Genomic DNA, 12,901 nt, shown 5'->3' on the forward strand with positions numbered 1-12,901 from the left:
TTTTCGGGCCGGGGAGGGGACGAGGCTCCGGTGGAGCGGGGCGGGGAGGGCCGGTTGGCCGTCGGGGCGGAGCGGTGTGCGCCGCGCACCGGCCGACGCCTGCCATTCACGCGGGAGCTGATGGGTTGTGAGGTGTGGCGCGGCAGGTCAAGCGGGCGTTCAGTACCGCTTCTACCCCACGGACGGGCAGGCGGCTGAGCTGTCGCGGACGTTCGGCTGTGTCCGTCTGGTGTACAACAAGGCGCTTGAGGAGCGCACCCGGGCCTGGTACGGCGAGCAGCGCCGGATCTCCTACGCGCAGTCGTCCGCCGCGCTCACGGAATGGAAGAAGACCGGGGAGCTCGCCTTCCTGGGCGAGGTGTCCTGCGTTCCGCTCCAGCAGGCGCTGCGCCACCTTCAAGCCGCGTTCGGGAACTTCTTTGCCAAGCGGGCCAGGTACCCCCGTTACAAGTCGCTGAAGAGGTCGAGGGCGTCGGCCGAGTACACCCGGAGCGCCTTCACCTGGCGTGATGGGCGGCTGACGCTGGCGAAGATGAGCGGGCCTTTGGATATCCGCTGGTCGCGTCCGCTGCCTCAGGGAGTGGAGCCGTCCACGGTGACCGTCTCCCGTGACGCGGCGGGCCGCTGGTTCGTTTCCCTGCTGTGCCAGGACACCATCACCGAGGGCCCCGCCACGGGTGCGGCGGTCGGTGTCGACGTGGGCATCACGTCCCTGGTGACCCTGTCCACCGGGGAGAAGATCGCCAATCCCCGGCATGAGGGGCGTGACCGTGCGCGGCTGGCGTGCGCGGGTGTGACCTCGTGGTGATCGACCGGTGGTTCCCCAGCTCGAAGCTGTGCGGGGCCTGCGGCAGGGTCGCGGCGGAGATGCCGCTGAACGTCCGGACGTGGACGTGCGAGTGCGGCGCGGTGCATGACCGTGATGTGAACGCGGCACGCGCCATCCTGGCCGCCGGGCTGGCGGCAGCAGCCTGTGGAGACGGTGTAAGACCTCAACGGGAGTCCTCCCGGACAGGGCAGTCGTCGGTGAAGCAGGAACGCCAGCGGGCGACCGCTGGAACCCCCCACCTTTAGACGGGGCAGGAAGTCAAGAACCAGTTGACGTTGCTGGCACATGGGCGCAGGCGTCGCCCTCGGTGTCGGTCAGCTCGACGGCGGTGCCACGGGCCAGGACCCGGTGGCTGTAGTTGCCGCCGCCGATGGTCTCGGCCCAGGTCAGAAGGCTGGAGGGCACGCCGGGCCGCGGGCTCGGGTGGTCGGTCGCGGGCACCGTCGGCATGTCGGTGACGCGGGCGCCCCCCTGCGCGCGGGCGTGTGCGCGGGCGGCCCGGGTCGTGGCCGTGGTGGGCGTGGGGGCCGTGGTAGGCGCCGGTGGGGCGGCGGGGTCAGGTCGTGAAGCGGGTGCGGCCATGGTCATCTCCCGCGGAGGATATTTCTTTCGGTCGATCGACAGAATTGGGCGCCGCCCGCGTCTCGGGGGCGTGAGCCGGGCGTTAAACGGCCGTTTCGGCCGCCGCCCGCCCCGCCCCCCGGTGGCTGGATCCAGGACCCCTCGTTTCGGATTCGCTAGGCTTTCCTGGCGATCGCACGGGCGCGAGGAGACTCCGCGCTCACGGAGCCGCCGCCGTGCGCCCCTGCGTCCCCGTCCGTTCCAGGTGGATTCCAGGTGAGTTGAAGGGAGCGAGTCCGCGGATGTCCGACACCGCTGGCCTGAATGCCGAGGCCAAGAACGGTCACGCGCTCGTCGACGACCTCGCAGGCCGCATCCGCGGTCGGATCATGTCCGGCGAGATCGCCATCGGCGCCCAGCTGCGCCAGGCGGAGCTCGCCGCCGACTTTGGCGTCAGCAGAACGCCGGTGCGCGAGGCGTTGCGCCAGTTGCAGAGCGGCGGCCTCATCGAGGTGCTGCCCAATCGCGGCGCGGTCGTGCGGGTCCCCGCGCCCTGGGAGGTGCGCGAAGCCTACGAGGTGCGCGCGGAGCTCGAGGCGCTCGCCGCCGCGCGGGCGGTCAGCCGGATCACCGGCGAGCAGATGGAGGAGCTGCGCCGCGTCAACCAGGAGATGTACGACCACTCCGTCGCGGAGAGCAGGGGCGAACCGGCCGGTCTGCCGGTCAGCCAGCGGGACAACGACCGCTTCCACACCCTGATCGCCGAGATCTCGGGCAACGCCCGTCTCGCCAAGGTGGTCAACGACGTCAACGAGACGTTTCCCCGCAATGTCTCGGCCCAGCTCATCGTCAACGACACGCGCCATCGCGACGAGAACTTCCGCGAGCACGAGCGCATCGTGGCCGCCCTCGCCGCGGGGGACGCCGAGGCCGCGGCGGCCCACATGCGTGAGCACGTCGTGAAGGCGGGCGAGCAGCTGGCCGAGTGGTACGAGAAGCGCTCGTCGACGGTCTTCCGCGGCCGGGGCGGAGTCCCGGCGGCCTAGAACGCCCGCCGTTTGGCGTCTCACCCGCCCCGAGGCGTTCCGCGCACGCTTCCGTGGCCGTGTTGGATCCACTCGTGTTAGTTTTGGATCCCCACGGAAGGGTGATGCGTGATGGATTCGATCGAGGCGGCACCTGTCACCTCCTCCGGCACGGGGGCGGAGACCGACGTCGCCGCCGAGCGCGCGCGCACCGTCGGCGCGGGTCTGTCGCACCATTTCAACGCCGCGGGCTCCGCGTTGCCCTCACACGGCGTCATGGCCGCCGTCGTCGACCATCTGCGTCTTGAGGAGCGGCACGGCGGCTACGAGGCCGCGGCGGCGGCCCGCGAGCGGACCGAGGACGTGTACGCGGCGGCCGCCGAGCTCATCGGCGCCAGGGCGCACGAGATCGCCCTGTTCGACAGCGCGTCCACGGGCCTGCGCGTGCTCGTCGACGCGCTCAGGCCAGGGCGCGGCGAGCGCGTCATCGCGTCGAGCACGACCTATGTCAGCCACGCGCTGCACCTCATGGCGATGGCGGGGGAGCGCGGCGTCGAGCTGGTCGTCGCGCCCGTCGACGGCCGCCGGAGGGTCGACCTCGACGCGCTCGACGCCCTGCTCGCGGACGGGCGGCCCTCGATCCTCACGGTCTCGCACATCCCCACGTCCTCCGGGCTCGTCGAGCCCGTGGAGGGCATCGGCGCGATCGCCAGGCGCCACCGGGCCACCTACATCCTGGACGCGACGCAGTCCGTGGGGCACCTGAACGTCGACGTGGGGGCCATCGGCTGCGACGCGCTCGTCACGACGGGCCGCAAGTTCCTGCGCGGCCCGCGCGGCACCGGCTTCGCCTATGTCGGCGAGCCGCTGTTCGAGCGGCTGACGCCGACCGCCCCCGATGTGCGCGGGGCCCGTTGGGTGTCGGCCTCCGGCTGGGAACTCAGCCGGAACGCACGGCGGTTCGAGTCGTGGGAGAGCGCGGTGGCCGCGCGGCTCGGCCTGGGGGCCGCGCTGCGCGAGGCCATCGCCCGCTCGCCGCGGCGCACCGAGCGATGGCTGCGCGCACGCGCCGCGCTGCTGCGCTCCGCGCTCGCGGACCTCCCCGGCGTGCGGATCGCCGACCCGGAGGGCCCCGTGTCCGCGATCGTGACGTTCGTCGTCGACGGCGTGGAGAGCCCCGCCGTGGTCGACGCGCTCGCCGCGAGGAACGTCCGCGTCGTCTCGGTGCCAGCCACCCACGGCCAGTGGGACCTCGGCGCGCGGGCGCTGCCCTCGGTCGTCAGGGCGTCGGTCCACGTCTACAACGACGAGGCCGACATCGGCGCGCTCGTCGACGCCGTCCGCGCGGTCGCCGCGGGACGCGGCGGGGAGGCGAACGGATGACCCGGCGCGCGAACGACACGAACGACACGAACAGCGCGAACGACGCGGATGTCGTCGTCATCGGGCTCGGCGTGCACGGCAGCGCCGCGGCCGCGAGCCTGGCGCGCCGCGGGCGGCGCGTAATCGCGCTCGAACGCTTCCTCCCCGGACACGCCAGGGGGTCATCGCACGGCAGGACCCGCATGATCCGCCGCGCCTACCCCCACCCCGCGTGGAACGGCCTCGTCGAGCGCGCGTTCGCGGCCTGGGCCGCCCTCGAGGCGGAGTCGGGCCAGCGGCTCGTGCGCCGCACGGGCGGGCTCTACGCGCACCGCGGCACGTCACGGCTCCAGGGTCCTGGCTGCGAGACCGTCGACGACCCGGCCGAGCTGGCCCGCCGCATGCCCGGGCTCGCCGTGCCCGAGGGATACGGGGCGGTCCACGACCCCGCCGCCGGAGTCATCGAGGCCGCGGGCGCGCTGGCGGCGCTGCGCCGTGCCGCGCTCGCCCATGGCGCGCAGCTGCGGCACGGCGCGCGGGTGCGCGGCTGGGAGCCCACGGGGGCGGGCGTCCGCGTCGCGACCGACGACGGTGTGCTGACGGCGGCCCGCCTGGTGATCGCGGCCGGGTCCTGGTCGGGCGCGCTCGTGCCGTCGCTCGCGCCCCTGTTCGAGGTCTGGCGCATCCTCACGGTGACCGTTCGGGCGGGCCAGCCCGTCGGCATGCCGCCGCGCCTGGGCGCCTTCTCCGTCGACCGCCCCGAAGGACTGGTCTTCGGCATCCCCGACGCCGGGGGAAACGGCGTGAAGATCGGCGTCGACGCGGGCCCGCGCTGGGACCCCGAGGAGCCACAGGCCCCGCCGAGCCGGCGGGAGGTCGCGGAGCTGCGCGAGCTCCTGGCCTCCTGTGTGCCGGGGCTCGACACGACGCCCGTCGAGGCCGCCGCGTGCCTTTACACGATGACGGAGGACCGGCGTTTCGTCATCGGCCCGCTCGCCGACGCCCCCGAGGTCGTGGTCGTGGCGGCCTGCTCGGGGCACGGCTTCAAGTTCGGGCCCGCCCTCGGCGACGCGGCCGCCGACCTGTGCGACGGCGTTCCGCGCCCCGACCTCGACTTCGTCTCGACGGCCAGGCGGGGGTTCTGATATGGCCGTCGCCCTCGCCGCCCCGCACCGCGACGCCGTCGCCGCGGGCGAGCGCGCCGTCGCGGCGGGCGGCAACGCGCTCGACGCCGCCCTCGCCGCCGCCGTCATGCTCACGGTCGTCTACCCGCACCAGTGCGCGCTCGGCGGTGACCTCGTCGCCCTGGTCCGCTCGCCGGGGGGAACGACCACGGCGGTCGTCGCGGCGGGCACGGCGCCCCGCGCCATCGACCGCGCGGCGGCCACCTGGACCGCCGTCCCCCGGCAGGGCGCGCACGCGGTGACCGTGCCGGGGATCGTCGCCGGGTGGCTCGAACTGGCCCGCCTGGGCGGCAACGTGCCGCTCCGCGCGGCGTTCGGCGACGCGGCGGGCGCGGCCGACGACGGCACCCGGGTGAGCGCGGGCCTCGACCGCGCGCTGCGCGCCCGCCGCGCCGCGGTCCTGGCCGACCCGGGCCTGCGCGCGGTGTTCGCGCCAGGCGGGGAGCCACTGACGCGCGGGGCGACGCTGCGCCAGCCCGCACTCGGGGCGACGCTGCGGCGGCTCGCCGCCGATCCGCGCGACGCCTACGAGGGCGACACCGCGCGGGCGTTGGTCGGGGCGCTGCGCGCGCGGGGCGGCGTGCACACGCTCGCCGACTTCGCCCGCTACCGGCCCGAGACGTCCCCCGCCGTGACCCGCGAGGTCGCCGGGCGCGCCTGGTCGGTCGCGCCGCCGCCCTCCGTGGGCCCCGTGCTCCTGGGCGTCGCGCGCGCCGCGGCGCATGCGGGATTCGAACCCGCACCTGCGCGCGTGGTCGAGGCCAGCCTGGCGGGTGTCGCGGCCAGGGCCGCGCACCTCGGCGACCCGCGCTCGGGCGGCGCCGACCTCGGCGCCCTGCTGCGGCTCGACGCGGCGCCCGCCGCCGTCGGGCCCGAGCCGCGCGCCGCGGGGGACACCGTGGCGGTGGCGGCGATCGACGACGAGGGCTGGGGCGTCACCCTTGTCCAGAGCGTCTTCCAGAGCTTCGGGGCCGGGCTGCTCGACCCCCGAACCGGCGTCGTACTGCACAACCGCGGCGCGGCGTTCAGCCTTGACCCCGCGTCGCCCGCTCGCCTCGCCCCGGGGGCGCGGCCCCCGCACACGCTGTGCCCCGTCATCGTCCACGCGGCGGGGGCCACGGTCGTCGCCGGCTGCCAGGGCGGGCGGGCCCAGCCCTGGATCCTGGCCCAGCTGGTCCCCGCGATGACGGACGCGGCCCGGCCGCTGGACGGGATCCTGGCCCGTCCGCGCTGGGTGGTCGGCGACGTGGACCTCGGCCACGCCGGGCTCACCCTTGTCGCCGAGCCCGGGGTCGGCGACGACGTCGCCGCGGCGGCCAGGGCGGCGGGGCTGCCCGTGGCCCGGTTCCCCGCAAGGGACGACGCCGCGGGCCACGTCCAGGTCGTGCGGCGGCGCGCGGGGCCCGCGGGGCCCGTGCTCGAAGGGGCGAGCGACCCCCGCGCCGACGGCGTGAGCGTCGTCGTCGGCCCGTCCCGCACCCGCCACCCCGAGGAGGAGACATGATCACGGCACGTCGGTGGAGCGACCCGCTCGACCCCGAGGAGATCGCAGGCGTCGTCGCCCTTGTCCGGCGCGACGAGCGCATCGGCGCCCGTCCCCGCTTCTGGGGGATGGCCGTCGACGAAGGACTCGCCAGGGGCCTCGCGCCGGGCCAGGGCCGCCCGGCGCGGCTCGTCGTCATGAACCCCGACGCGCACGAGGCGTGGGAGGTCACCGCGTGGACGGCGGGCACCGACCGCCCCGCGTCCCTGGTCGGATGGCGGCCCGTCGACGCCAAGCGGCCCGGCGTCTCGTCCGAGGAGGCCCGCCTCGTCGCGCGGGCCGCCCGCGAGCACCCGCTGCTGAAGGAGGCCCTGGCCAGGCGCGGGATCCACGACACCTCGCTCGTGTGGGTCGACCCCGAGTCGATCACGGGCTTCGAGCCCGAGGACCTGAAGGACAGAAGGCTCAGCTGGGGCACCGTGTGGCACCGCGAGTCGGAGGACGACAACGGCTATGCGCGCCCCGTGGCGGGGCTTGTGCCCATCGTCGACCTGGAGACGCTTGACGTCGTCCGTATCGAGGACCACGGCGTGGTGCCGATGGCGGGCGAGACCGGCGTGTACCGCTCGGGCACCTGGGGCGCGGACCGCGACGTCGCGCCGCTGGAGATCACCCAGCCCGATGGCCCGGGCTTCACCGTGGACGGGCACGAGGTCACGTGGCAGAACTGGTCGTTCCGCGTCGGCTTCACCCACCGCGAGGGGCTGGTGCTGCACGACCTGACCTATCGCGAGGGCGGCACGGCGCGGCCCGTGCTGCGGCGCGCCGCCGTCAACGAGATGTATGTGCCCTACCTCGACTCCGACCCGACGGCCTACCGCAAGAACTTCTTCGACTGGGGCGAGTACGGCGCGGGGCCGCTCACCGCCTCGCTCGAGCTGGGCTGCGACTGCCTGGGCGAGATCCACTACTTCGACGCCCACGTGCTCGACGGCCTCGGCGAGGTCAAGACGGTCAAGAACGGCGTGTGCCTGCACGAGGAGGACTTCTCCGTCCTGTGGAAGCACGTCAACACGCGGACCGGCGAGGCCGATGTGCGCCGCTCGCGGCGGCTGGTCATCTCGTTCTTCGCGACGGTCGCCAACTACGACTACGGCTTCTACTGGTCCCTCTACCAGGACGGCGCGATCGAGCTCGAGGTCAAGCTCACGGGGATCCTCTCGGTGTCGGGCACGGCCGACGGCGCGACGCCGCCGTTCGGGCGCCTGATGAGCCCAGGCGTCCAGGCGCCCACGCACCAGCACTACTTCGCGATCCGCCTGGACACCGCCGTCGACGGGCCGCTCAACCGCCTCGTCGAGGTGCACGCCGAGGTCGAGGAGGACGAGACGCTCAACCCCTACGGCAACGCGTGCCGCATGGTGCCGACGGTCATCGCGTCCGAGCGGACCGCCGCCCGCGCCAACGACCCGTCGCGCGCCGTGCACTGGCGCGTCGAGAGCGCGGAGCGCGTCAACCGGTTCGGCGACCCCACCGCCTTCAGGCTCGCGCTGCCGGACACCACGCGCCTGTTCGCGCGCCCCGGCAGCGTCGTCGAGCGCAAGGCGCCGTTCGTCGCGAAGCACCTGTGGGCGACGGCATACGACCCGGCCGAACGTTTCATCGCGGGGGAGTACCCCAACCAGGCGCCGCTGGGCGAGGAGGGCATCACGGCGTGGCAGCGCGCCGACCGCCCCCTCGACGGCGCCGAGCTCGTCCTGTGGCCCGTGATCGCCTCGCACCACTACGCGCGCCCCGAGGACTGGCCGATCATGCCCGTGCAGCGCATAGGGCTGCGCCTTGAGCCCGACGGCTTCTTCGACCGCAACCCCTCGCTCGACGTCCCGCCGTCGCGGCCTTCCGGGCACTGCCACGGGGGCGGCGCGACATCCTGCTCATGCGAAGGGAACGCGCCTGCAACGCCCCCGTGATGGCCTGCGTCTCCGGGCGGCGCACACAGTCGCCGCCCTCGACACGCAAGCATTGGATCCAATAGTATCCAGATCGGATACCTGATCAGGTGGTCGGAAGCGAGGGAGTCGCGCGGCATGCTGAAGCAGGAAGACAACGACAAGATCACCCGCTCGGGTCCCGGCACGCCGCTCGGCGCGCTGCTCCGCTCCTACTGGCAGCCCGCGGCGCTCGTCTCGGAGATGCCGGCCGAGCGCCCCGTCAAGGCGATCAGGCTGCTCGGCGAGGACCTTGTGCTGTTCCGCAGGCCCAAGGGCTGGGGCCTGATCAGCCGGTTCTGCGCCCACCGCGGCGTCGACCTGTCCTTCGGACGGCTCGAGGACGACGGCATCAGGTGCCTCTACCACGGCTGGCTCTACGACGGCGAGGGGCGCTGCGTCGAGCAGCCCGCCGAGCCCGAGCACAGCCGGTTCCTCGGCAAGGTCAGGATCGCCAACTACCCCTGTGTCGAGCGCAACGGGATCGTCTTCGCCTACCTCGGCGCGGGCGACCCGCCGCCCTTCCCGCACTACGACTGCTTTGTCGCGCCCGAGGAGTTCACGTTCGCCTTCAAGGGCCTGTGGGAGTGCAACTGGCTCCAGGGACTCGAAGGCGGCATCGACCCGAGCCATGTCTCCTTTCTCCACCGCTTCATCCAGGAGGACCCGCGCGAGGTCTACGGCCAGCAGTTCAGCGAGGAGGTCGAGGGCACGGGCCGCAAGCTCTCGACGCTCGTCGGCGAGAACCACCGCCCCGACATCGAGGTGGAGAGGGCCGACCACGGCCTGCGCGTCTACGCGCTGCGGCAGCTCGCCGAGGACATCAAGCACGTCAGGGTGACCAATCTGCTCTTCCCCAACGCCTTTGTCGTCCCCTTCGGCACCTCCAAGGTCTTCACCCAGTGGCACGTGCCCATCGACGACGAGAACCACCACTGGTACATGATCTGGTACGACTTCGCCGAGCGCACCGACAAGGAGACCCTGCTCAGGCAGCGCCTCGAAGGCGTCAGCCTCCCCGACTACCGGCCCCTGCGGAACCGGGGCAACGACTGGGGCTTCGACCCGCGGGAGCAGCGGGAGCTGACCTACACCGGGATGGGCCTCGACATCAACGTCCACGACCAGTGGGCCGTCGAGAGCATGGGCCGCATCCAGGACCGCACGGTCGAGCGCCTCGGCGCCTCCGACCGCGCCGTCACGGCCAACCGGCGCCTGCTGCTGCGCGCCATCGACGCGTTCGCCGCGGGCGCCCCGACCCCGGCGCGCCCCGTCAGCGAGGCGGAGGCCGCGGCCCTCACCGGGCCGCTCGCCGTCGACACGATCGCCCCCGACGCCGGGTGGCAGACCCGGTGGGTCGAGCGGGACCGCGAGCGCAGGCGCGCGTCGCCGTGGGCCTCGGGCACCGAGCGGGCCGAGGTCCCGGCCGATGCGTGAGCGCAACGCGGACGAGCGCCCCGTCGCGGCGGCGGGCGGAGGCGTGTCCGCCCGGCCGATGCTCAGCCAGGACCGGGGCGGCTTCATCGAGCGGCACGGCCTGTGGAGCGAGGCGCAGTACGCGGCAGCGGGCCAGATGCGCCGCGTCATCGACGAGCTCGGCATCGAGATGGTGCGCTTCTCGTTCGTCGACCAGCACGGCGTCCTGCGCGGCAAGACCCTCACCAGGGCCGCGGTGCCCGCGGCGCTGCGCTCCGGCGTCACGGCGCCCAGCTCGCTGCTGCTCAAGGACACCTCGGGCCTCTCGGTCTTCGCGGTCTTCGCCGCCGACACCGGCGTGGGCGTCGGCGGCTTCAGTGGCGCGGGCGACATCGTGCTCGTCCCCGACCCGACGACGTTCCGCGTCCTGCCCTGGACCGAGCGCACCGCGACGCTCCTGTGCGACGTGCGCTTCCCCGACGGCGCCAGGGTGCCGTTCTGCACGCGCTCGATCCTGCGCGACGGGCTCGCGGCGCTCGCCGCCCGCGGCTACGGCATGACGGTGGGCGCCGAGCTGGAGTTCCACGTGTTCCGCGCCGCCGGCGCCGAGGTCGGCCCCGAGCACGTCGGCGGCCCGGGGCGGCCTGGCGCCGCGCCCGCCGCCCTGCCCACGACGCGCGGCGCGCAACTGCTCCACGACGAGGGCCTAGACGCGATGCAGCCGCTCGTGGACGCCCTCTACCGCGGACTGACGCTGCTCGACCTGCCGCTGCGCTCGATCGAGCTGGAGTTCGGGCCAAGCCAGTTCGAGCTGACGATGGAGGCGGGTGACGCCGCCGCCATCGCCGACGCGGTCGTCCTGTGCCGCACGGCCGTGCGCCGCATCAGCGCGGGACTCGGCTATCACGCGACGTTCATGTCACGGCCGCAGGGCGCGGAAGGCGCCTCCACCGGGTGGCACCTGCACCAGTCGCTCCACGACCTCGCGACGGGCGCGGGCGCGTTCCTACCCGACGCGCCGGGTGACGCGCTCTCGCCCCTCGGGGCGCGCTATCTCGCCGGGCTGCTCGACCACGCGCTCGCCGCCGCGGCGTTCACGACGCCGACCGTGAACGGCTACAAGCGCTACCAGCCGTACTCGCTCGCGCCCGACCGGGTCGCGTGGGGCATCGACAACAAGGGCGCCATGATCCGCGCCGTCGGGGGCCAGGGCGACCCCGCGACGCGCCTTGAGAACCGCTCGGGCGAGCCCGCCGCCAACCCCTACCTGTACATCGCGTCCCAGCTCGTCAGCGGGATGGACGGGATCGACCGCGGCCTCGTCCCCCCGGCGCCGACGGCCACGCCCTACGCCGATGACGCCCCACGCCTGCCGTCCAGCCTCGGCGCCGCCGTCGACGCCCTCGAAGGCGACGCGGCGTTCAGGGCGGCGCTCGGCGACACGGTCGTGGAGTGGTACGCCACGATCAAGCGCGCCGAGTTCGACCGGTATCTGCGCCATGTCTCCGACTGGGAGCAGCGCGAGTACTTCGGGATCTTCTAGAGCCGGCGCCACCGGAAGGACGCACATGACCATCAGGACCACCGTGACGGCGCTGCCGGGCTACGAGCCGTTCCTGTGCGGCGGCGAGTGGGTCGCCCTGGGCGGCCGCGAGGCCCGCGCCGTCGTCGACCCGGCCACCGAGGACGTGCTCACCACCGTCGCCCAGGCCACCGACGCCGACGTCGACGCGGCCGTCGCGGTCGCGGTGGCGGCCCACGAGGACCGCCGCTGGCGCGGGCTCGCCCCCCTCGAACGGGCGCGGATCCTGCACCGCGTCGCCGACGGAATCGAGGACGACATCGAAGAGCTCGCGATCCTCGAGACACGCGACAACGGCAAGCCCATCGAGCGCTCCCGCGCCGACACGGCCAGCGCGGCGCGCGCGTTCCGCCACTTCGCCGGGGCGCCCTCGCGCCTGGGCGGCACCGTCGTCCCCGTCGACGGCGCAAGCCACCACGCCTACACCGTGCTCGAACCCGTGGGCCCGGTCGCCGTCATCCTGCCGTGGAACTTCCCCCTCATGACGGCGGCGTTCAAGCTCGCCCCCGCGCTCGCCGCGGGCTGCACGGTGGTCGCCAAGCCCGCCGAGGACACGCCCCTGACGCTGCTGCGCCTCGCGCGGATCCTGCTCGCGGCCGGCGTCCCCGACGGCACCGTGAGCGTCCTCACCGGCGACGGCCGCGTCGGCGCCGCGCTCAGCCGCCACCCCGGCATCGCCAAGGTGTCGTTCACGGGATCGACGGAGGTCGGGCGCGCCGTCGCGCACGCCGCCGCCGACGGCTTCACGCGCCTCACGCTCGAACTCGGCGGCAAGAGCCCGAACATCGTCTTCGCCGACGCCGACCTCGACGCCGCCGTCGTGACCGCGATGCGGGCGTCGTTCGGGCACTCGGGCCAGATGTGCACGGCGGGCAGCCGCCTGCTCGTGCAGCGGTCCGTCGCCGACGCGATGACGCGGCGCCTGGTCGACGCGGTCGCGGCGGTGCCGGTCGGCGACGGCCTCGCGGGCGGCGTCACCGTCGGGCCGCTGGTGTCCGAGGAGCAGCGCGCCCGGGTCCTCGGATACATCGCGAAGGGCGTCGACGAGGGCGCGACCCTGGCCGTCGGCGGAGGAACGCGCGGCCCGGGGTTCTATGTTGAGCCGACCCTCTTCACCGGGGTCACGAACGACATGACCATCGCGCGCGAGGAGATCTTCGGGCCCGTGGTGGGGGTCATCCCGTTCGACGACGAGGACGACGCGATCCGCATCGCCAACGACACCGCCTATGGCCTCGCCGCGGGCGTCTGGACCCGCGACCTGTCGAGGGCGCACCGGATGGCGGCGGCGCTGCGCGCCGGAACGGTCTGGGTGAACACCTACAACGTGTTCGACCCGGCCCTCTCCTTCGGCGGCGTCGGCGCCTCGGGCCTCGGCAGGGACCTCGGGGACGAGGGGCTGCGCGGCTTCTGCGAACCCAAGAGCGTCGTCATGGCGATCCAGGCGCCCTGAGGCGATCCAGGCGATCCA

9 protein-coding genes and 1 pseudogene are annotated in these 12,901 nt (G+C 74.0%); 9 read left to right on the top strand and 1 reads right to left on the bottom strand.

The genetic code is table 11. The features are described 5' to 3' along the window. Positions 1–134 precede the first annotated feature (134 nt). A pseudogene (locus DEH69_RS26720) lies at positions 135–1,074 on the top strand (RNA-guided endonuclease InsQ/TnpB family protein). Positions 1,075–1,087: 13 nt separating this feature from the next. Here DEH69_RS26720 and DEH69_RS31810 read toward each other — a convergent pair. Then, a complete protein-coding gene (locus tag DEH69_RS31810) occupies positions 1,088–1,411 on the bottom strand; it encodes a hypothetical protein (protein ID WP_181727618.1) in 324 nt (107 codons plus the stop codon). Positions 1,412–1,692: 281 nt separating this feature from the next. Here DEH69_RS31810 and DEH69_RS26730 point away from each other — a divergent pair, with 281 nt between their 5' ends. The 8 genes from DEH69_RS26730 (at position 1,693) to DEH69_RS26765 (ending at position 12,883) form a co-directional block, all read left to right on the top strand. Continuing rightward, complete coding sequence (locus DEH69_RS26730; RefSeq protein WP_113689554.1) at positions 1,693–2,436, top strand: GntR family transcriptional regulator; 744 nt, start codon at positions 1,693–1,695, stop codon at positions 2,434–2,436. A gap of 111 nt (positions 2,437–2,547) precedes the next feature. After that, positions 2,548–3,798 (top strand): aminotransferase class V-fold PLP-dependent enzyme, encoded by a 1,251-nt coding sequence (locus DEH69_RS26735; RefSeq protein ID WP_113689555.1) that lies wholly within the window; start codon positions 2,548–2,550, stop codon positions 3,796–3,798. Further along, positions 3,795–4,922, top strand: a complete 1,128-nt coding sequence (gene solA, locus DEH69_RS26740; protein WP_113689556.1) for an N-methyl-L-tryptophan oxidase — start codon at positions 3,795–3,797, stop codon at positions 4,920–4,922. The genes DEH69_RS26735 and solA overlap by 4 nt, the downstream gene beginning before the upstream one ends. 1 nt (position 4,923) lies before the next feature. Beyond that, positions 4,924–6,465: a gamma-glutamyltransferase gene (locus DEH69_RS26745; RefSeq protein ID WP_113689557.1), complete on the top strand. Its 1,542-nt coding sequence runs from the start codon at positions 4,924–4,926 to the stop codon at positions 6,463–6,465. After that, positions 6,462–8,414, top strand: a complete 1,953-nt coding sequence (locus DEH69_RS26750) for a primary-amine oxidase (protein ID WP_113689558.1) — start codon at positions 6,462–6,464, stop codon at positions 8,412–8,414. The genes DEH69_RS26745 and DEH69_RS26750 overlap by 4 nt, the downstream gene beginning before the upstream one ends. A 117-nt stretch (positions 8,415–8,531) precedes the next feature. Continuing rightward, complete coding sequence (locus DEH69_RS26755) at positions 8,532–9,869, top strand: aromatic ring-hydroxylating dioxygenase subunit alpha (protein WP_113689559.1); 1,338 nt, start codon at positions 8,532–8,534, stop codon at positions 9,867–9,869. After that, positions 9,862–11,391 carry a glutamine synthetase family protein gene (locus DEH69_RS26760; RefSeq protein ID WP_113689560.1) on the top strand — a complete coding sequence of 510 codons (1,530 nt, stop codon included), beginning with the start codon at positions 9,862–9,864 and terminating at the stop codon, positions 11,389–11,391. The genes DEH69_RS26755 and DEH69_RS26760 overlap by 8 nt, the downstream gene beginning before the upstream one ends. A gap of 25 nt (positions 11,392–11,416) precedes the next feature. After that, positions 11,417–12,883, top strand: coding sequence for an aldehyde dehydrogenase (locus DEH69_RS26765; RefSeq protein ID WP_113689561.1), 1,467 nt, complete (start codon positions 11,417–11,419; stop codon positions 12,881–12,883). Positions 12,884–12,901 lie beyond the last annotated feature (18 nt).

The organism is Streptomyces sp. PT12, from assembly GCF_003311645.1.
GTDB lineage: Bacteria > Actinomycetota > Actinomycetes > Streptomycetales > Streptomycetaceae > Streptomyces.